The sequence below is a fragment of the Sphingobium baderi genome (assembly GCF_001456115.1).
Classification (GTDB): domain Bacteria; phylum Pseudomonadota; class Alphaproteobacteria; order Sphingomonadales; family Sphingomonadaceae; genus Sphingobium; species Sphingobium baderi_A.
Map to the genome: position 1 here is coordinate 164085 of NZ_CP013264.1, position 20241 is coordinate 184325.

Genomic DNA, 20241 nt, shown 5'->3' on the forward strand with positions numbered 1-20241 from the left:
AAGTTCGGAGGCAAGGCTGTGCAAAGGCCTGATGAGAATTCTAATGCGGCCGCCAACTTTCGTACCTGCATGCGCAGGTTGGCTGGCGGAGTGGCCTTGGTCACTGCCCGAGATGACTGGCGGCGCTACGGAATGCCCATGACAGCCGTAATGTCGCTTTGTATGGAGCCGCCCTCGCTCGTAATGGCAGTCAACCGCTCCGCCTCAATTTTTCAACCGCTGCACGCCGGCCGCGCTTTTTGTGTGAACCTTTTGAAGCACCACAGCGCGGAGATGTGTCAGACGTTCTCGAGCCTTCCCTCGGAGGAACGATTCAGCGTCGGCCAATGGGGCGAGGGGCCCCACAGGACCCCCTACCTTTTGGATGCGCAGGCTGCGATCTTTTGCGACAGCGGACCTATTCATGATTTCGGAACACACAGCTTGATCATCGGGCTAGTCTCGGACGCTTGGGTTGATGAACACATCTCACCACTTATTCATCTAGATGGCCGCTACATGGCGACCGAAGAACGCTCTGACCGCACTGAGCGTTAGTACATCAAGCGGGAGCTGTCATCTTTGGACGGCCCCTGCTCTGCAAGAGTGAAGTTGGGCTGAGGTGACGATCTGTCGGGGTGCGGTCATCTTTCCGGCCTGTTGGCGCGGTGCATTGACCGCTGGCCCTGATGGAATCCGCTAGTCAGGTCCCTCTCAGACTATCGAGCTCGGGGCTCCGACAGCTCCTCGGGTTTTCCTGGTCTGCGGCCGCGTTCAGATCCTCATCAACCCTCGTGCACCCTTACAGTCTGGAGCTGCGGCCGTGTGGCCGCGGCGATCTTGTTCAGATGGCGACCGTCGTGCGGTAGACCTCGCCCCGCGCCAGCACCGCCCAGGCGATGCGGGCGGTCTTGTTGGCCTGCGCCACGGTGACCAGGCGGGCCGGCCGGCGTTCAAGCAAGCTTTGGATCCACGCCGCCGATGGCGAGGTGCTGGTGCGCGCCCGTCGGATGACGGAGGTGGCGCCGACGACCAGCAGCTTGCGCAGGTAGCCATCTCCCATCTTGGAGATGCGCCCGAGCCGCTCTTTTCCACCGGAGGAGTTCTGGCGGGGGACCAGACCCAGGAAGGCTGAGAACTCCCGGCCGGAGCGGAAAGCGCTGGGATCAGTGATGGTGGCGGCCAGGGCTGTCGCAGTGATGATGCCGACGCCGGGGATGGTGGCCAGACGCTGGCTGGCCTGATCCTGGCGATGCCAGACGAGCAGCCGTCGCTCGAGATGGTTGATCTGAACCGCCAGCGCATCAAGCTGGTCGGCGAGCATCAGAAGGGCTGAGCGGGCTATTTCGGGGAGTCGCGACGCCTCGGCTCGACGGACCTGCTCGACCAGATCCGCGGCGCAGCGCACGCCCTGGGGCGCGATCAACCCGAACTCGGCGCAGTGCCCGCGGATGGCGTTGACCAGCATGGTGCGCTGTCGCACCAGCAGCTCTCGCGTCCGGTGCAGCACCAGCACGCTCTGCCGCTCAGCGCTCTTCACCGGCACAAACCGCATCGTCGGCCGGGTCACCGCCTCGCAGATGGCCTCAGCGTCTGCAGCGTCATTCTTCTGGCGACGGACATAGGCCTTCACATACGCCGGCGGCATCAGCCGCACATCGTGGCCGAGCGCGCCGATCTCCCGCGCCCAGAAGTGGGCCGTGGCGCAGGCCCGCCGGCGTCAACCGCATGGATCTGAAAGACGTTCTTGGCGAGATCCAGCCCGATCGTGGTAACTTGCATGTGGACGGTTCCTGTCTTTGTGGCCGCTTCAACAACGACCATCCTATGGCGCATCGACGCCGGAAACAGGGGCCGTCCACCCCATCAGACTTCGCGCAACGGTATGACCCGCGCGGGCCTTGTGATCTGTGGATCCCCCCTACGCTCCAAGGGCTAATTGGAGGTTTATTCTGCTCTCGAAGGACGGCGTGTCGATCCCGATGGGCTAAGTTTGCCGATGATGTCTGCATCCGGGCCCGATAGTCAGGCCGCCGGCGTTTGGGCATAGCCGCCCCCGCAATCGACTTCGCCTGAGTCGAGAGCACCTCAACCGTCGAACCGTGGCGACGATCTCCTCAGGCTCGGCTCGCTTTCCGATCTGATCCTGCCCGGGGCCGCAGCCCTCAATGTGGGTGGATCACTTAGCGTAGTCCCGGTAGGCGCCGGGGACCACCCGGCTATGCGGTTCAGCAGCTGTGGCGGAGGATCATAGCTCGGTTCTGAAAATCGGCGATTCTAAGCTACTCTGGGCGTGTTGGTCGATTTGCCTCATGGCTGAAGCTATTGAGGCGGCACAGAGGAAGCAGACGCAAATACATGTCGGCTCGCGGCGTCTTGCTCAGTGCCGTCAACGACCCGGAAAATGCGACCCGAGGCGTTTTGGACTTTTTCAACCCTATCAAGCCGAAGCGGGCCGCCGGCTTCCGCAGGAAAACGGGCAGTGCCAGCTGCGCTCGCGCGACGGACGGTTCCGAGTTATGCTAGCGCTCAGGCCAGCACGTAAGACGCTTAGGGAAATACATGAGCAGCGAAATCTTCAAGGTCATCGAGGTAGTTGGGACCTCACCAAAAGGCGTAGATGCCGCCATTCAGGCTGCTATCTCCAAAGCTAACGAAGCGATCCGAAACATGCGCTGGTTTGAGGTAGTAGAGACGCGTGGGCATATCGAGAACGGTGCCGTTGGTCATTTCCAGGTCACCCTAAAAATTGGGTTCACGCTCGATTGAGCAAGGAATCCTCATGGTCGGCCGGGCGGATGCCCCGGCGATCGCCTTCCCATCGCGCTCGTAGTGTTTCTGAGCATTGACGTAGGATGCAATACTCAGGGCACATCAGGCGCACTGTGTGGCCCTGAGCTTCCAGAGCTCGCCCGAAATGATGGCACCGCACCAGGCCTCCCTTGCCACCGCGCACCACGGCCGGCCCGAGGCAAGCATGCAATCGTGCAAGGCTTAATGCCGATTATAGAAGAACCTACATTGAGCGGCGAGGTAGGCGAGCTTCAAGCCCCTGAACCCTTCCGCACGGCAGGGCGGGGTCGTGTCCCGGGTGGTGGTGTAGCTCGACGGTAGCGGAGCCGCTCGCGACGCGCGCCTTTCAGGGGGCGCCGTAGCGAGCGAGCGGCGCAGCGGTGGTCATCCGCGATTCTTCGGTAGGGTCGGGTTGCTGAACACAACTCTGACCAAAGGAACCGAAGATGACCGATGACATGATGGCCTTTCGCGGGCTGATGGAGAAGAGCGCCGACGCCGATCTGCTGCGCGACATGATCGGCTTCGCCGCGCAGCGGCTGATGGAGCTTGAGGTGGGCGGCCTGACCGGCGCAGCCCATGGCGAGAAGAGCGCCGAACGGCTGGTGCAGCGCAACGGCTACCGCGACCGGGACTGGGAGACCCGCGCCGGGACGGTGGAGCTGCGGATTCCGAAGTGAGCAGTGTCGCGCGACGATCAGGGTGAGAAGGCGCGACGATCAAGATGAGAATCCGGTGTGTCGGGATCGGCGGAGGGCGTAGCCCGTAGTCGATCCCGACACACCGGAGGCACTCTCTGCCGGGTGCCTGTGATGGTCGTGGTGGCCGTTATGTGTCGGGTTTTCCTGAGAGGAGGACCTGACGTGTGGCCGGTCGACACATCAACGATCATCAGGTGAGACTTTTCATGACCAACAGACGTAATGCCCCCGTCGCTCTGGCGGCGGCGAAGGCCGGGTTCAGCCCGGCAACGGGCTATCGGATTCTGCAGGACGCCCGGTTGCCATCACAGCGGCAAGCACCGCGCAGCCGGCGCCGACCCGACCCCCTTGCCGGTATCTTCGATGAAGTGGTCGTGCCGATGCTCGAGGCTGCTCCCGGCCTTCGACCTATCGCGATCTTCGAGGAACTGCGACGCCGATACCCCGAGACGGTGTTCGGTTCCCGGCGAACCCTGGAGAGGCGCATTCGCGATTGGCGCGCCATGAACGGGCAGGATCGCGAAGTCATTTTCCGGCAAGTGCACGAAGCGGGACGGCTCGGCCTGTCCGACTTTACGTGCATGGACGATCTGGCGGTTTCGATCGCCGGACAGCCTCTGGACCACCTGCTTTATCACTTCCGGCTTCCTTGTGGCGGCTTCGAGCATGGGCACATCATCCTGGGCGGCGAGAGTTTCGTTGCCTTGGCCGAAGGGCTGCAGAATGCGCTCTGGTCCGCGGGCGGCGCGCCGAAGCTCCATCGCACCGACAGCCTCTCGGCCGCCTTCCGCAATCTGGACGCCGATACCAGGATCGACCTGACCAAGCGCTATGACGCGCTTTGTGCCCATTACGGAATGGAGCCCACGAGGAACAACCGCGGCATTGCCCATGAGAACGGCGCGATCGAGAGTGCCCATGGCCATATCAAGGCTGCAGTAAAGGATGCGCTGCTGTTGCGCGGTAGCGGCGACTTCGCCGACCTTGCCGACTATCGCCGCTTCATCGACGAGGTCGTAAATGCGCGCAACCGGCGGCACGGCCCCGGGATCGATGCCGAACGCAAGTTCCTGCAACCGCTGCCGGATGTGCGCACCACCGATTACGAAGAGATTCTCGTGACGGTCACGTCATCGGGCGGCTTCACGCTGCGAAAGGTGTTCTACACGGTCCCATCCCGCCTGATCGGGCATCGCTTGCGGGTCCGGCTGTATGATGACCGCCTCGACGTCTTCATCGGGGGCACGAGGCTCATGACCCTGCCCCGCGGCCGCGCCGGCATGAACGGGAAGCACGGCCACGTCGTCGATTACCGCCACGTGATCCATTCCCTGCGCCGCAAGCCCATGGCGCTGTTGGGGCTGGTCTATCGCGATAGCCTGTTCCCGCGAGATGCCTATCGCCTGATGTTCGACCACTTGCTGGAAGTTCATGGCGAGCGGGAGGCATGCTGCATCACCGTCGAACTTCTGGCCATGGCCCACGAACGCGCATGCGAGGCTGAACTCGCCGGGCTCCTGGCCGAGGATCTGGCCGCGCGCCGAACACCGTGTCTGACAGCTCTGCGGGCCCGGTTCAGTCCCGACCCTGCTGCTCTGCCCGAAGTCGTGGTCAAACTGGTGCCGCTCTCGATCTACGACGGACTTATCGAACAGGGAGAAGCCGCATGAGTGCAGTTCCCATGATCGATGCACAGCGCCTCAGCCTGATGCTCAACGAGCTGCGCCTGCCCACCATCAAACACATCTGGGGGGACTTTGCCGCCCAGGCGGACAAGGAAGGGTGGCCCGCCAGCAGGTTCCTCGCCGCGCTCGCCGAGCACGAACTCGCCGAACGCGATCGCCGCCGGATCGAACGCCATCTGGCAGAGGCCCATCTACCCGCAGGCAAGACCCTCGACTGCTTCGCCTTCGATGCCGTGCCGATGATCTCCAAAGCGCAGGTCATGGCCTTATGCGCCGGCGATGGCTGGCTTGAGCAAGGCGCCAACCTCATCTTGTTCGGCCCGCCGGGTGGCGGAAAGACTCATCTGGCCGCGGCCATGGGCCTGGCGCTGGTGGAACGGGGCTGGAGGGTTCTGTTCACCCGAACTTCCGACCTCGTGCAACGCCTGCAGGTCGCCCGGCGCGAACTCGCACTCGAATCCGCAATGGCCAGGCTCGACAAGTACCACCTGCTCATCCTCGACGACTTCGCCTACGTCTCACGCGATCAGGCCGAAACGTCGGTGCTCTTCGAGCTGATCAGCGCACGCTACGAGCGAAGGTCGTTGCTGATCACCGCCAACCAGCCCTTTGGCGAATGGAACCGGGTCTTCCCAGATCCCGCCATGACGCTCGCCGCCGTCGACAGGCTCGTGCACCACGCCACCATCTTCGAGATGAACGTCGAAAGTTACCGCAGACGTACCGCACAGGCCAGGCGCACCGGCGCCGGACGCCCCCCCGCCTACACCACGCCAAAGGTTCTCGAGACCATCCGCGACAATCAGGATGAGAACGACGACCTTGCCAGCGACAATCAAAACAGGCACTGATCGACGCGCCGCGACAATCACATTCTCATCCTGATTGACGCGCAATCCCGCATTGCCTCACCGTTTTTGCTCCTGAGTGACGGGCTGTTGCCTCATCTAGACTGCTCCCGGCAACGGTTGGGAGGGAACGATGAGGAAGGTGAGCATGGCAACGCGGAAAGAATTGATCGAGGCGGTCGGCGCTCGATACCGGGCATGCGATCGGTCAAGTAAAGGCAAGGTGCTCGACGAGTTCGTTGCGGTCACGGGTTTCCATCGCAAACATGCGATGCGGGTTCTCCGGCAGGAGGCATCGGACCGAACTCCTGGGCGTGTCGGGCGCAGGGTCTACGATGAGGCTGTGCGCACTGCACTAGTGGTGTTGTGGGAGGCGAGCGACCGTTTATGCGGCAAGCGGCTTAAGCCGCTCATTCCGATCCTTGTCGAAGCGATGGAAGGTCATGGTCACCTCGATCTGGCGCCGCAGGTCAAGGCCAGTCTGTTCCGGATGAGCGCGGCGACGATCGACCGCTCACTGCGCGCCATACGCGAGGCAGGCCAGACGAAAAAGCGGCGGCGTGGCGTATCTGGAACCGAGCTCCGGCGCAGCGTACCGATCCGTACATTCGACGACTGGGGTGATCCGGCGCCGGGGCACATGGAGGTCGATCTGGTTTCGCACAGCGGACCGGCAGCAAAAGGTAGCTGGGCCTGGACGTTCACTTTAACCGACATCGCAACGGGCTGGACTGAATGCGCACCGTTGCTGGTGCGCGAGCAGACGCTGCTGGTGGCTGTGCTTACCGAACTGCGCAGGCTGATGCCTTTCCCCTTGCTGGGATTCGACTCTGACAACGACAGCGTATTTATTAACGAGACGGTGCGCGATTATTGCGTGGCTCATGGGATCGCGTTCACCCGCTGCCGTCCTTATCGCAAGAATGATCAGGCCTGGGTTGAGCAGAAAAACGGTTCCGTCGTTCGGCGCCTGACGGGCTATCGCCGGTTCGAGGGCCTGGCAGCCACCGGCGCGTTAGCGGAATTGTACACGGCTGCCCGCCTGTTCGTGAACTTTTTCCAGCCATCGTTCAAGCTTGCCGAGAAGCAACGCGATGGCGCCAAGGTCTACAAGCGATACCATGCTCCCGCGACACCGTTCCAGCGGTTGCTGGCCGACCCACGGACCTCCGAGGAGACGCGCCGAAACCTCCGCGAGGCGTTCGCCGATCTCGATCCGGTCCGGCTGTTGCGGGACATCCGAACGGCGCAAGAAAAGTTGGTGGGACTGGCCGACGGGGCAGTCGTAATGAATCCGTCGGAACCCTCGCCGCCAACGCTGGATGCGTTCATGACGAGCCTGCGGACCTTGTGGCACGAAGGCGAGGCAAGGCCGACAGCAACCGCAAAGGCCCCGCAGAAGCGTTGGCGCCGCCGTCCTGATCCGCTTGCGACGGTGACTGAACAGTTGAAGGCGTGGTTCGAGGAGGAGCCATGGCGCACCGGTCGGGAGTTGCTCGAGAAGCTACAGGCTGAGCAGCCTGGCGATTATCCGGATGGTCTGCTGCGGACCGTGCAGCGCCGGTTGAAGGTGTGGCGATCAGAACAGGCGCGTGCCTTGGTATTCAACCCGTCAGCTGCCCCCGCTGGCAGGCGCTTGGGGGCAGAGACCGTCTCTTCGTTGCCGCGCGACTGGGTACCGCTCCGCGTCGCCTCCGGCTCCGCTGCGCGGCCCCCAGTCGCGCAAGGAATAGTCCGTGAGGGTGATCTCCTGTAGGGAGCATTTACGTGAGGCAATGGCTATGCCGCTCGGGAACATCGCTTAATGAGGCAACACGAATCCTCATCCAGTTTGTCGCGCTACAGAGCAGCCCCCACCGGGTGGTCCGGGTAAATAGTTAGTGCATTGTCGTCTCCGCCGCCATTGTCGGGCGGAGGTGGAGCGAAGCGGAACCGGAGACCGACAATGGTGGTGTCGCCGCTTCTGGTGCCGGTGGGCGGTAGCCCAAGCTGCTGTGCGGCCGGACGGTGTTGTAATGACGCCGCCACGCCTCGATCAGCACTCTGGCCTCGGCGAGGCTGTAGAAGATCTCTCCGTTAAGCAGCTCGTCACGCAGCGAGCCATTGAAGCTCTCGTTGTAGCCGTTCTCCCATGGCGAGCCTGGCGTGATGTAGAGCGTGTTCACGCCGATCTGCCCAAGCCATTTCTGGACTGCGGTGGCGATGAACTCGCTGCCGTTGTCCGATCTGATGTGCGCCGGCGGGCCCCGAGCAATGAACAGCTCGGCAAGTGCTGCCAGTACGTCCTCATGCTTGAGCTGGCGCGCAACGATCAGCGCCAGGCACTCGCGGCTCGCCTCGTCGATGATGGTGAGGATGCGAAACTTACGGCCATCATGCGTCCGCCCTTCGACGAAGTCGTATGCCCAGACATGCCCCGGATATTCGGGTCGCAGCCGGACGCACGAGCCATCGTTTAACCAAAGCCGGCCACGTTTAGGTTGCTTCTGTGGCACCTTCAGCCCCTCACGACGCCAGATGCGTTCGACGCGCTTGTGGTTCACCGACCACCCAGCAGCATGCAACAGCGCGGTCACCCGACGATAACCGTAGCGCCCGTATTGCTTGGCCAACTCGATGATGTCCTCGGTCAGCGCCTGTTCGTCATCTGCCCCGCACGGCACCTTGCGCTGCGTCGACCGATGCTGCCCGAGCACGCGGCACACGCGTCGCTCGGATACATCCAGCGTCTCCTTCACCTGATCGATGCAGCGCCGACGCCGTGCGGGGCTCAGAAGTTTCCCCGTGCCGCCTCCTGCAGGATCAGCTTGTCCAGTGTGAGGTCGGAGATCGCACGGCGCAGCCGCAGGTTCTCCTTCTCCAGGTCCTTCATCCGCCGAGCCTGATCCGTCTTCAGGCCGCCATACTCTTTGCGCCAGCGGTAGTAAGTCTGCTCGCTGACCGCGATCCGCCGGCATGCCTCCGCGGTCGTCCCGCCCTGGCCCAGCACGATTTCAACCTCACGCAGCTTCCCGATGATCTCCTCGGGCTTGTGCTTCTTGGCAGGCATTCGTCGTCCCTTCCTTGATCCAGACTGTCATAGTCGATGGACCACTCAGAAGGGGGCAGCTCAAATAGAGGGGAGGTGCTCGTAAACGCATCCAGATACGTCCATCATGAGCAGCTCGCGCTCGGCAAGGTTGCGCTTGACAATCCGATCCAAGCGACAGATACTGTCGGACAGTTAGTAGGATGTGCAGATCAAGGGGCGCTCAGGCGTTTTCAGATGGCCTGATCGCATATCGGGTTGCCAAACGTCTGCGGTCCGATGGTCGAGGCATTTATTTTGATAATATAAGTAGAAGTTCGCCGTATTGTGGGCGGACCGATCGGGTGATCAATCTCAGATAGTTAGTGAGACAATCGTCCGATAGATAATCGAAGGGAGGCGAGATGCTGAGAGAAGCGCATATCCTTGATGAGATCTACGTCCACCGTTATCATGGGCCTGACCCGAGCTACGCGATCGTGCTGTGCCACGGCATCGGAGGGCATGGCGGCATCTACGATCGGTTCTGCGTTCCGCATGCGATGCGCGGAGTTGACATCTGGTCGCTCGACGCGCCGGGCCATGGTCAATCGACATTGAACCGGCCTCGCGGGCAGTGGACGCTCGGCGAATATGCGGACGCCGCGGTGATGGTCGCAGAGCATGTTGCCGCGGAGACTGGGTTGCCGGTTTTCGTGCTGGGATCAAGCATGGGCGTGGCGGCCGGCTTCTCGGCGTTGCACAGCGACGTAGTCCGTGGTGCGATCCTGATGGGATCGCCGATGGTGCCGCAGGGTCCTTGGATGTCGGATCTCGCCGGTCCGTGGCAGACCGAAGGCGTGCAGCAGATGCTGGCCGCAAGCTGGCCGGGCCGCGCTGCGCGTCTCGACGTAAGCATCCTGTTCGATTTCGATGAGGATTATGGTTATTCCGGTGCCGGCGAGCAGAAGCGCGGCGATCCGTGGAACACCTGGTCGTATGATCTGTCCTCGTGGGCGTCGCTGTTCACCTATCAGCCGAAAATCCCGCCTTCGGAAAATCGCAAGCCGATTCTTATGGCCAGCGGGGCTGAAGATCCGGTGTTTACGCCAGACGTGATGGAAACGACCGCGCGCGCAATCGCCGGTCCAGTGACCTTCCACTGCTTTGAAGGGGGCAAGCATCAGCTGATGTTGTTCAGCACTGAGCGCTTCTCTGCCTTGGTTCACGAATGGGTCGGAGAACAGCTTGGAAGTCGGGCGTAAGCACTGCAAACCTCGGAGGACATTCCCATGAGCACACGACCGAACAGTATCCATCATTTGGCTATCTCGACGTCCTCGATGAAGGCGCAGATCGAGTTCTTCACCGGAGTGCTCGGCTTTGAGCTGGCAGCACTCTACTGGATGCACGGTGCCGACGATACGTTCCACGGCTTCCTGCGCATGAACGACCATAGCTACTTGGCGTTCGTCCAGTCGCCAAAGGTCGCGTTGATCGACAGGGAGATCGGCAAGACCCATGCGGCCAATCCACTAGCGCCGAGCGCCGGTGGGACGATGCAGCACATCGCGTTCAACGTGGATACGGACGAGGAATTGCTGGCGATCCGCGATCGCGTCCGCACTCGCGGCATCAACGTTTATGGCTATATCGATCACGGCTTTTGTAAGTCGATCTACTTCGCCGGGCCGGAAAACCTGCTGCTTGAGGTCTCCACTTCGCAGGCGGCAATCGACGCTCGGGCGTGGATTGATCCCGAGGTTGTCGCGCTGATCGGCGTTAATGCGGAAGAGCTGGCCCGCTACAAGGCGCCGGAGGCCTTCATGCCCACGGGCACGCGCGTGCCCCAGCCCTCGTTCGATCCGGCTAAGCCGAACATGACCATGGACGCCGGGCTGAAGGCCTTCATGGCCGATCTGTCGGATGACGAACTCGCGGAGGCATCGCGCCGATTCTCCGATCCGCCGGTCAAGGTCTCCGGCTGAATGGCGCCGGGTGGGTCCATCCGCCACGTTCGCGAGCCGTTCGGCGCGGGAATCGTGATCCCCGCATCCGCGCCCTACGCCGGGATCGACCATGGCCATGTTGGGCTTCGTAAGCAGCCCATGGTTTATTACGGCGCGAGGCTGGCTGACGCAGTGGCCACCGAAGCGGCGACGGCAGGGTTACGGCGCATTCTCCCGGTGGTCACGCCCTCGTTGCGCAATCATCATGCCGTCCGCGACGTGCTCGACGACGTCGAATTTATCTTGGCACCCGCGTTCAGCGAGATACGCCCGCACACGCCGATCGATACGGTTGTGTCGCTGATCGCGGCGATCCGGCGCTCCTCGCCTGATGCCCTTCTCGCCATCGGCGGCGGAAGCGCGATCGACGCTGCTAAGATTGCGAGCCTTGCGATCGCGGCAGGGGCGGACGATATCGGCGACCTGCTCGCACTGAAGAGCGCCGCCGACGCCGACGGCGAGCTCGCGCCGGCCGCCATCGATCCCTCGCTGCCCATCATCGCGGTGCCCACCACCCTTTCGGCCGCCGAGCACGGCGTCATCGCCGGCGCGACCCACGCCGGGACCAAGCACCTGTTCAAGTCGTTCGAGCTGCCGCCGGGCACGATCGTCTACGATCCGTGGCTCGCGGCGACGACGCCGCCCATGCTATGGCTTTCGACTGGGATTCGAGCGCTCGATCACGCGATCGAGACTTTCCTCTCGCTGGATGCCAATCCTTTTACTGATGCGCTGGCTGCACGCGGCATGGCGCTCCTCCGATCGGGACTGCGCATGGCGCATGATCGCCCAGACGATGCCTGCGCGCGACATGACGGGCAGATGGGAAGCTGGCTCAGCGGCTGCAGCATCGGCCGAGTGCGCTACGGAGCCAGTCACGGGATCGCGCATCAACTCGGCGCAGTCGCCGGCGTGCCGCACGGGCTCACCTCGTGCGTGCTCCTGCCCGCAGTGCTCGATTACAACGCGCCGGTATCTACCGCCAAGCAGGCGGTGATTGCGGATGCATGCGGCCATGCCGGTGGCTCTGCGTCTCAGGCGGTGCGGGACCTAATCCGATCGCTGAGCCTGCCAACGTCGATGTCGGAACTCGGCGTCACGAGGGATGCGCTGTCGCGGGTTGCCGAAAGCGCGCTGAGCAACGCGTTCGTCAGGGCGAACCCCCGCCCGATCAGGTCGCCTGAAGACGTGATGGCCATTCTCGATGCCGCATTCTGAGTGGGCGCAACCGCCCGACGAACATCGGCCTACGCGCAGACGCAACCGGCAGCAGCGAAGCCGCCGACCGCGGCAGGCGGCGCGACGTCGCTCGATGGTGGTGTGGAAGGGGCCGCAAACCACCTTCTTCGGCAACAATGTGATCGCCGGCGCCTTCAACATCACCAAACCAATATTGCTGCTCTCCAGTTCGCTCGGCACAACGATGGACATGTGGGAGCCCCAACTGGCCGCGTTCGCGGAGCAGTTCCGGGTACTACGCTGCGATACCCGTGGACACGGCGGATCAGATGCGCCGCCCGGATCATATTCGCTTGATCGCCTTGGCCGGGATGTCGTGGAACTCCTGGATGCGCTCAACATCCGACGTGTCCATTTCTGTGGGCTTTCCCTCGGTGGCTCTGTTGCAAAAATCGTGAAGCTTGAGCATGCTTGGCGGAGATTGGACGGACGGAACGATGACGGATTTCAAGTGGCGCCATTTCCAGGGTGATGTGATCCTGTGGGCGGTGCGCTGGTATTGTCGCTATCCGATCAGCTATCGCGACCTTGAGGAAATGCTGGCGGAACGCGGCATTTCGGTCGACCATACGACGATCTATCGCTGGGTCCAGTGCTACGCCCCGGAGATGGAGAAGCGGCTGCGCTGGTTCTGGCGGCGTGGCTTTGATCCGAGCTGGCGCCTGGATGAAACCTACGTCAAGGTGCGGGGCAAGTGGACCTACCTGTACCGGGCAGTCGACAAGCGGGGCGACACGATCGATTTCTACCTGTCGCCGACCCGCAGCGCCAAGGCAGCGAAGCGGTTCCTGGGCAAGGCCCTGCGAGGCCTGAAGCACTGGGAAAAGCCTGCCACGCTCAATACCGACAAAGCGCCGAGCTATGGTGCAGCGATCACCGAATTGAAGCGCGAAGGAAAGCTGGACCGGGAGACGGCCCACCGGCAGGTGAAGTATCTCAATAACGTGATCGAGGCCGATCACGGAAAGCTCAAGATACTGATCAAGCCGGTGCGCGGTTTCAAATCGATCCCCACGGCCTATGCCACGATCAAGGGATTCGAAGTCATGCGAGCCCTGCGCAAAGGACAGGCTCGCCCCTGGTGCCTGCAGCCCGGCATCAGGGGCGAGGTGCGCCTTGTGGAGAGAGCTTTTGGCATTGGGCCCTCGGCGCTGACGGAGGCCATGGGCATGCTCAACCACCATTTCGCAGCAGCCGCCTGATCGGCGCAGAGCGACAGCCTACCTCTGACTGCCGCCAATCTTTGCAACAGAGCCAGTGGACCTACCTGTACCGGGCAGTCGACAAGCGGGGCGACACGATCGATTTCTACCTGTCGCCGACCCGCAGCGCCAAGGCAGCGAAGCGGTTCCTGGGCAAGGCCCTGCGAGGCCTGAAGCACTGGGAAAAGCCTGCCACGCTCAATACCGACAAAGCGCCGAGCTATGGTGCAGCGATCACCGAATTGAAGCGCGAAGGAAAGCTGGACCGGGAGACGGCCCACCGGCAGGTGAAGTATCTCAATAACGTGATCGAGGCCGATCACGGAAAGCTCAAGATACTGATCAAGCCGGTGCGCGGTTTCAAATCGATCCCCACGGCCTATGCCACGATCAAGGGATTCGAAGTCATGCGAGCCCTGCGCAAAGGACAGGCTCGCCCCTGGTGCCTGCAGCCCGGCATCAGGGGCGAGGTGCGCCTTGTGGAGAGAGCTTTTGGCATTGGGCCCTCGGCGCTGACGGAGGCCATGGGCATGCTCAACCACCATTTCGCAGCAGCCGCCTGATCGGCGCAGAGCGACAGCCTAACTCTGACTGCCGCCAATCTTTGCAACAGAGCCCTCGGTCTTGGTGTACCATAACGCCTTGTGGGTCTTGCGGAGCCGGGAGAGCAGCAGGTGGAGCGGCTTGCCGTCGTCATCGACAATATCGTTCTGCGCCACCCAGGCATCGATCCGTTCCGTCGGGTGGCGGATACCTGCCCGCAGGCCGCCAGCGTTGTGATAAACCCAAATACGATCGTCGTTTAGATGCGTGCGGGCAGTCGCCGTGACCTCGATCAGGCGACGAATAAGACCGCCAGGCGTGCCACCACCGCCGTCGCGGACGTGCATGCTCTTATGCTCGGCGCCGCGAGCGCGGCGCTTGAGATAGCGCAGTTCCACCGTGCCGGCATGGGGGTTGGTGAGACAATCCACGGTCAGCGTCTTCAGGCACTCGGGCTCGAGGCCGGTATCGAGCGTGAGCAACACGAGCAGCGCCGGCAGATCGCGCGCAAGCAGGTGATGGCGGCCATGCAGGTCGTCGATGAGCGTGCTGATCGGCAATGCGCGCCGCATGCGCATGAAATAGAGGCTCTTCAGCGCGGGCTGGTCTGCGACGATAAAGCCCTGCCGCGCGATGATCGCTTCGACATCGGCGCGCGCGCTGGCGATGACCGGGTCGCCCTCATCGGTCCGGTCGTCGGCGCCGAGACGGCGGAACATCGCTTCGACATCGGTCCTCGCGGCGTCGCGCAACGCGCGGGCGACGAAGGGGCTATAAGCATCGCGCGGGGTCGAGCGGCCCGCCGATGTGGCCAGCGTGTAGCGCAGCCGCTCATGCAGGTCGGACGCGATCCGATCGGGCCGGTCTGCCTCGATCGCGCGCAATGTGTTGATGATCTTGCCGACCGTTATGTGCCGGTGGATCGCGCCCATCCCGCGCTGTTCGAGCGCGGAGGCGAACCCATCGATATGGACTGCGCGCAGGTCGCTGACGCCAGCCACGTTCAGCGCGTCATCGCCAAGCCAGGCGAAGAACAGGCGGTAGGCATTTACATACTGCTTGATGACGCTGGCCGCACCGATGGGGCCGCCGAGCGCCGCTGACCGACGTAGCGCGCCCGCGAAGGCGATGGCGAGTGGGCGAGGAACGAGCCCAGTCATATCGATCAGGACCGTTCCGCCATGCCGTGCCTCGATCGTGAACTTGAGGCCGAGCACAGGATCGGGCTGCACGGACTCCGGCGTGATCGGCGCGAAAGCGACAGGCCGGCCCTTGCGGGGATGCCCGCTCATGCGCCCTGCGGTCCCGGCAGCAGCGCGAGCAGCTCCTCGACGGCCGCGTCCACTGTATCGGCGCGCGTCGCGATATGATCGAGGTAGATATAGGTGGTGGTGAGGCTCGCGTGGCCGAGCAGACGTTGCACCTGTTGCAGCGGGTCGCCCAGGATCAGCCGGTAGCTCTCCACCGGCCCCGCCGGCAATGCCGCTTCGCGCCGCCGCTGCTGGATCAGCAAGGCGAGCATATGGACTGCGAAGGTGTGACGAAGCTGGTGGGGACTGATCGACAGCGGGAAACCGTTCTCCTCGCACCGCTTGCAGGCACGGGTGAAGATCACCTCCCACGAGTTGGGGCGAACAGGCTGCCCTACCTCGGTCAGCCATAGCGCCGCCGGCTCGTGGGGTGGTCCATCCTCGTCGCACAGGATCAGGCGGCATCGTTCCTCTGGGGTGCAGACATCGCGCATGCGGTCGAGACCGGCGCGGGTGACAGGGATCGGTCGTTCGAGCTTGGCCGCGCCGTCCCGCGCGGCGAACTTGGTCACGCCTGCGGCGCGTTCGACGGCGACATAGGCGGCGATCTGACGCAGCAGCCGACGCGGGACCAGCACACTGCGTCCCCGGTCGCCCTTGGTGAGCGGCGGCGGCAGGCGCAGCCAAAGCTGCTGAGCCTGATCGTGGTCGTGATCGATGGCCGCAAGCTCATCGGCGAGCAGGCCCGACGCCTCTTCAAGACGCAGGCCAGTGGTGACGAGAAGGTCGGCGAACAGAGCGTTGCGCAGCCCGTTGCGATCGCGAGCGCCGGGGCGCTCGGTGCCGTCCGGGGTGAGGCCGCGCAGGCCGACCTCGCGGAAAATGTGGTAGTCGTCCATCGTGACGAACCGCACATCCGACCGCCTGGCAACACGTTCATAGGCGTCGTTGCGCGCCGCGATCATGCCACGACGGCCACCTTGCGCCGGTCGCCACACGGCGCGGCGGCTAAACGGCGCGTCGGCGATCAGCCCTTGCTGCTCGCCCCAGCGGTAGAGGCGATCGAGGCTGGCGACAGCCCGGTTCCAGCTTGCCGCCGTGATCCGGTGATCGGCCTCGTCGCGGCGTCGCTCACGATGATAGGCATCGACATCGTCGCGGGTCGCAGCCCACACGGTCTTGCCGCAGGCATCGAGAAAGCGGAGCCAGACCGCAACATCATAGGCGTAGGCGCGAAGCGAGTGCCGCGAGCGGACCCCCGACAGCGGCAGGTCGAGAAAGAAGCGATCCAGATCGGGATCATAGAGCGCGTCACCGCGCAGGATCAGCGGCACATGCGCATCGAGACCCTTGGCCTCGCGGCGCTCGCAAACAGTAATGATCGACACCGGCCCGAAACCCTCCCCCCGGACCCCCCACCCGGAAGCTGACCTCACACCGATGCGCTCTATGGCCCGGCAGTAATCAGGCTGGCCTCCGCCAGCTCTTGGGTCAGCGCTACGGCCAGCCTGATTACTGCCTACCGTGGGCGTCCATCGCCGACCTTACTGCAATGTTGCGGACGGCGCAGACTGTCCAGATAACGCAACAAGTTCCTCCCTCGCATACGCCTGATCCCCGAACCGCTTCCCGAAAGTTCGGTCTAGGCGGGCAGTGCTGCCGCTCCAATGAACAAGTTCGTGGCATAGGGTCGCCGCGTACCCTTCGGGCGTCTTGAACTGCTCGAAAGCCGGCATTTGCACGAAGTCATGACCGGGATTGAAAAAGGCGCGATTGCCGCCGTGGCGAAGATCGACGCCCGTGTTTTCCACGAAGCGATCGACCTGCGTCAGTCGCTCGCCGGTTATTTTCGGCTCTGGCGCAACCGGGTAGTATTGGGCGTCCAAGCCCTCGATCTGCTCGGCGTTGAAAACGGCATAGGATTTCAAAAACGGGTGCGGCGCTCAACATCCTCGCCGCTGTCGCTCTGCTCCGTCTTTTCCATGCTGCCGGCATAGACCACGAACGTCCCGCGCTCGCCTTTCTTGACGCAAGCCTTCATCGCCAACGCCTGCTTGAAGGTGCACCAGTAAGGGGAGGAATACCCCGCCTGTGACGCTGCATCCCACAAAACAAGAACATTGATGCCGCGATAGGGCTCACCGTTGGACCGGGTTGGGCGAACGGGAAGGCCTTTCGTATCCCACGGGCGAAGCCAAGGGCAGACGCCGTTTTCCAGCTGCTGAATGATCCTGTTCGTGATCTGCTGGTAAATGTCTTTCCGCTCGGACATGGCTTCTTCCTTTCGCCTGTGGGCGAAGCCTTTCCCTCTGCCCAGGGAAATGCCTCTCAGCATTTCCCTGGGCAGAGGGGAGGCGAAGCCCGCCCACCGGCGCGCGATCAAGGGGGGGGGTCAACCGGTCGCCTGCTGAAAAGAACGGAAGGTTTGGGCGAAGCCTGAAAGTCGTTTTTAGAAGGCGACGTGGCGATGCCGCGCTTGCCGGTTGATGCTGCGGCGCGCGATGGCAGACTCGAACGTGCGCTTCTTCGTGGCCACTCGACCGTTGACTTGGATCGCGCTCGGAAATACGCTTCCTGCTGCGGGCACGTGCCTCGCCTGTCGGCAGCTTCGCGGATCTGGTGGGAGCATTCATCGCATGACCATGAATCATGGCAACGCCAAAGGCCGCCCGAAGGCGACCCTAGACAGTTCTGTTCTCAGCTTCTGCGCCGAGCATCAGGCCTTTTGGCACGCCTCCATCGCCTTTTCGGCGAGCGCGATCAGGCGCGGGAGGGCTTCCACCCGCGCCGCGGCATTCTCCGACGCGGCCGAGCCGCGTAGATACCGGCCCTTGATGCCGTGGAAGATCGCCGCCAGCCGGAAGAAGTTAAACGCGACGTAGAACTCGTAGTCCGGGATCGTACTGCGGCCGGTGTTGGCGCAATATTGCGCGACGTATTCTTCCTCGGACGGGATGTTCAGCGAGCGCGGATCGACATGGCCGAGCCCGGCGACGATGTCCGGCGGCATCCGGTACATCAAAGCATGGTAGGCAAAGTCCGCCAGCGGATGGCCGAGCGTCGACAGCTCCCAGTCCAGCACCGCGAGGACGCGCGGCTCGGTCGGGTGGAAGATCATGTTGTCACAGCGGAAATCGCCGTGCACCACCGACGTTTCGTCGCGCTCGGGGATCGCTGTCGGCAGCCATTCGATCAGCTGGTCCATGCCGGCATCGCGGCCCGCATCGGTGTCGGCCAGATAGGTCTTGCTCCAACGCGAGATCTGCCGCTCGAAATAGTTGCCGTGCCTTCCATAGTCGCCAAGGCCGATCGCCTCCGGATCAAAGCTGTGCAGATCCGCCATCGTGCGGTTCATCGCCGCGAAATAGGTGGGGCGCTCGGCGGCCGGCACTTCCGGGAACGTGGCGTCCCAGAAGATGCGGCCCTCGACCATCTCCATCACGTAGAACCAGCTGCCGATGACGGCATCGTCCGTGCACAGGCCGTAGACGATGGCGACCGGAAACCCTTGCGCCTCAAGCGCGCGCATCACGCGGGCCTCGCGGTCCACCGCATGTGCGCCGGGCGCAAGCGGCCCCGGCGGCTTGCGGCGCATCACATAGGAGCGTCCCGGCGTGACGAGCTTATAGGTCGGGTTCGACTGCCCGCCCTTGAACTGCTGCACCTCGAGCGGACCCGCAAAGCCCTCGACGTTCGCCTCCATCCAGCGCGCCAGCGCCGCCTCGTCAAAGCGGAAGCCCCCGCGCACCGCGCCGGTGCCGATATTGGCGTTCGGCTCGGCTGTCATGCCGCCTGGCCCTTTTCCCAGTCGCGCTTGATCTTCCCGGCAAGGCTCCACTTGTGAACCTCGGTCGGGCCGTCATAGATGCGGAAGGCGCGCACTTCGCGGAACACCCGCTCGACCACGGTGTCGGCCGTGATGCCCTGCCCGCCCATCATCTGCACGCAGCGGTCGGCAATGCGCATCAGCGCCTCGGAGACGGCGACCTTGGTCATCGAGCTTTCGGTCGTGCCGCGCGCGCCGCTGTCGAGGATGTCCGCGCACCAGTAGGTCATCAGCTCGGCCTGCTTGAGGTCGATCAGGCTCTCGGCCAGCATGAAGCCGACGCCTTCGTGGTCGATCAGCTTCTTGCCGAACGCGCTGCGCTTGTTGGCATAGTCGCCGGCGATCTCGTTGGCGCGCACGCAGGCGCCCAGCCAGCGCATGCAGTGGGTGAGGCGCGCCGGCGCAAGGCGAACCTGCGCATAGCGAAAACCCTCGCCGTTCCGGCCGAGCATCTGGTCGGCCGGAACGCGCAGATTGTCGATCTTCACCACTGCGTGGCCGCCGGGCATGGTGCTGTCCAACGTGTCGAGCACGCGCTCGATGGTGATCGCCGGGTTGGGCAGGTCGACCAGGAACATGCAGGCGCCGTCATCGGACTTCGCCATGACGATGCCAACGGTCGCGCCCTCGACGCCGGTGATGTAGGCCTTGCGCCCGTTGACCACCCAGTGGTTGCCGTCCGGCCGGCAGGTCGTCTTCATCATGGACGGATCGGAGCCCGCGCCATCGTCTGCGGCAAGCTCGGTCATGAAGAAGGCAGAGCGCGTCTTGCCGGCGACGAGCGGGTCAAGGAAGCGCTTCTTCAGTTCCGGGCTCGCCACCTTGCCGAGAAGGTACATGTTGCCCTCATCCGGCGCGGCCGTGTTCACGGCGGTCGGTCCGAGCGGCGAAAGACCGCTGCGCATCAGCACCGCGGCCGTCGCGCGGTGGGTGAGATGGCTGCCGTCGGGCAGGATGTGCGGCGTCATCACACCTGCCTCGCGGGCCAGCGCGCGCATCTCCTCCACCATGTCCTGCGAGGGGCCATGCGCGCGAAGGCGCTTGTCGTGCTCGAAAGGCACGATCTTGTCGCGCACGAAGGCCTCGACGCGGTCGGCGATCTCGAGCGCGGGGTCGGAAATTCCGTTTCTTTCGAACTTGAATGCCATGTCGGCCTCCC

General features: G+C 63.4%; 17 protein-coding genes and 3 pseudogenes. 12 read left to right on the forward strand and 8 right to left on the reverse strand.

Going from position 1 to position 20241, the window contains the following annotated elements:
- Nucleotides 1-69 precede the first annotated feature (69 nt).
- Nucleotides 70-537, forward strand: a complete 468-nt coding sequence (locus ATN00_RS24330; RefSeq protein WP_048574813.1) for a flavin reductase family protein — start codon at nucleotides 70-72, stop codon at nucleotides 535-537.
- Nucleotides 538-823: 286 nt separating this feature from the next.
- Here ATN00_RS24330 and ATN00_RS00840 read toward each other — a convergent pair.
- Nucleotides 824-1761, reverse strand: a pseudogene (locus ATN00_RS00840) (IS110 family RNA-guided transposase).
- Nucleotides 1762-2541: 780 nt separating this feature from the next.
- Between ATN00_RS00840 and ATN00_RS00845 the strand changes: the two are divergent.
- From ATN00_RS00845 to ATN00_RS00865, 5 genes and pseudogenes are all read left to right on the forward strand, one after another.
- Nucleotides 2542-2748 (forward strand): dodecin, encoded by a 207-nt coding sequence (locus tag ATN00_RS00845; protein ID WP_048574815.1) that lies wholly within the window; start codon nucleotides 2542-2544, stop codon nucleotides 2746-2748.
- A gap of 470 nt (nucleotides 2749-3218) precedes the next feature.
- Nucleotides 3219-3449: pseudogene (locus ATN00_RS00850) on the forward strand (transposase); the annotation flags it as partial.
- A 188-nt stretch (nucleotides 3450-3637) separates the two neighbouring features.
- Complete coding sequence (istA, locus tag ATN00_RS00855) at nucleotides 3638-5143, forward strand: IS21 family transposase (RefSeq protein ID WP_030092541.1); 1506 nt, start codon at nucleotides 3638-3640, stop codon at nucleotides 5141-5143.
- Entirely contained in the window at nucleotides 5140-6009 is an 870-nt protein-coding gene (istB, locus tag ATN00_RS00860) for an IS21-like element helper ATPase IstB (protein WP_062061004.1), read from the forward strand. Before istA ends, istB begins: the two co-directional genes overlap by 4 nt.
- 130 nt (nucleotides 6010-6139) lie before the next feature.
- Nucleotides 6140-7762 (forward strand): ISNCY family transposase, encoded by a 1623-nt coding sequence (locus ATN00_RS00865; RefSeq protein ID WP_030539573.1) that lies wholly within the window; start codon nucleotides 6140-6142, stop codon nucleotides 7760-7762.
- Between the two features lie 121 nt (nucleotides 7763-7883).
- On the opposite strand, the gene ATN00_RS00870 is transcribed toward ATN00_RS00865, so the two are convergent.
- Nucleotides 7884-9055, reverse strand: a protein-coding gene (locus ATN00_RS00870; protein ID WP_148564655.1) for an IS3 family transposase whose coding sequence is annotated in 2 segments (ribosomal slippage) — nucleotides 7884-8791 and nucleotides 8791-9055 — 1173 coding nt in all. Because the reading frame shifts where the segments join, the coding sequence is not laid out codon by codon here.
- Between the two features lie 383 nt (nucleotides 9056-9438).
- Between ATN00_RS00870 and ATN00_RS00880 the strand changes: the two genes are divergently transcribed.
- The 6 genes and pseudogenes from ATN00_RS00880 to ATN00_RS00905 form a co-directional block, all read left to right on the forward strand.
- On the forward strand, nucleotides 9439-10278 hold the full coding sequence (locus ATN00_RS00880; RefSeq protein ID WP_030091690.1) for an alpha/beta hydrolase: 840 nt from the start codon (nucleotides 9439-9441) through the stop codon (nucleotides 10276-10278).
- A gap of 27 nt (nucleotides 10279-10305) precedes the next feature.
- Nucleotides 10306-11001, forward strand: coding sequence for a VOC family protein (locus tag ATN00_RS00885; protein WP_030091689.1), 696 nt, complete (start codon nucleotides 10306-10308; stop codon nucleotides 10999-11001).
- On the forward strand, nucleotides 11002-12240 hold the full coding sequence (locus ATN00_RS00890) for an iron-containing alcohol dehydrogenase (protein ID WP_048575098.1): 1239 nt from the start codon (nucleotides 11002-11004) through the stop codon (nucleotides 12238-12240).
- 94 nt (nucleotides 12241-12334) lie between these two features.
- Nucleotides 12335-12733 (forward strand): alpha/beta fold hydrolase, encoded by a 399-nt coding sequence (locus ATN00_RS00895; RefSeq protein ID WP_062061007.1) that lies wholly within the window; start codon nucleotides 12335-12337, stop codon nucleotides 12731-12733.
- Complete coding sequence (locus tag ATN00_RS00900) at nucleotides 12699-13463, forward strand: IS6-like element IS6100 family transposase (RefSeq protein WP_001389365.1); 765 nt, start codon at nucleotides 12699-12701, stop codon at nucleotides 13461-13463. Before ATN00_RS00895 ends, ATN00_RS00900 begins: the two co-directional genes overlap by 35 nt.
- Nucleotides 13464-13510: 47 nt before the next feature.
- Nucleotides 13511-14026: pseudogene (locus ATN00_RS00905) on the forward strand (IS6-like element IS6100 family transposase); the annotation flags it as partial.
- An 18-nt stretch (nucleotides 14027-14044) separates the two neighbouring features.
- Here ATN00_RS00905 and ATN00_RS00910 read toward each other — a convergent pair.
- The 6 genes from ATN00_RS00910 to ATN00_RS00935 form a co-directional block, all read right to left on the reverse strand.
- On the reverse strand, nucleotides 14045-15298 hold the full coding sequence (locus ATN00_RS00910) for a hypothetical protein (protein WP_231746349.1): 1254 nt from the start codon (nucleotides 15296-15298) through the stop codon (nucleotides 14045-14047).
- A complete protein-coding gene (locus tag ATN00_RS00915; RefSeq protein WP_062061010.1) occupies nucleotides 15295-16644 on the reverse strand; it encodes a tyrosine-type recombinase/integrase in 1350 nt (449 codons plus the stop codon). The genes ATN00_RS00910 and ATN00_RS00915 overlap by 4 nt, the downstream gene beginning before the upstream one ends.
- A 156-nt stretch (nucleotides 16645-16800) precedes the next feature.
- Nucleotides 16801-17184, reverse strand: coding sequence for a zincin-like metallopeptidase domain-containing protein (locus ATN00_RS23840; RefSeq protein ID WP_062061013.1), 384 nt, complete (start codon nucleotides 17182-17184; stop codon nucleotides 16801-16803).
- Entirely contained in the window at nucleotides 17181-17528 is a 348-nt protein-coding gene (locus ATN00_RS23845; protein ID WP_053085592.1) for an ArdC-like ssDNA-binding domain-containing protein, read from the reverse strand. The genes ATN00_RS23840 and ATN00_RS23845 overlap by 4 nt, the downstream gene beginning before the upstream one ends.
- 444 nt (nucleotides 17529-17972) lie before the next feature.
- Nucleotides 17973-19043: a phosphotransferase gene (locus ATN00_RS00930; RefSeq protein WP_030093123.1), complete on the reverse strand. Its 1071-nt coding sequence runs from the start codon at nucleotides 19041-19043 to the stop codon at nucleotides 17973-17975.
- Nucleotides 19040-20230, reverse strand: a complete 1191-nt coding sequence (locus tag ATN00_RS00935) for an acyl-CoA dehydrogenase family protein (RefSeq protein WP_030093124.1) — start codon at nucleotides 20228-20230, stop codon at nucleotides 19040-19042. Before ATN00_RS00935 ends, ATN00_RS00930 begins: the two co-directional genes overlap by 4 nt.
- Nucleotides 20231-20241: the final 11 nt, after the last annotated feature.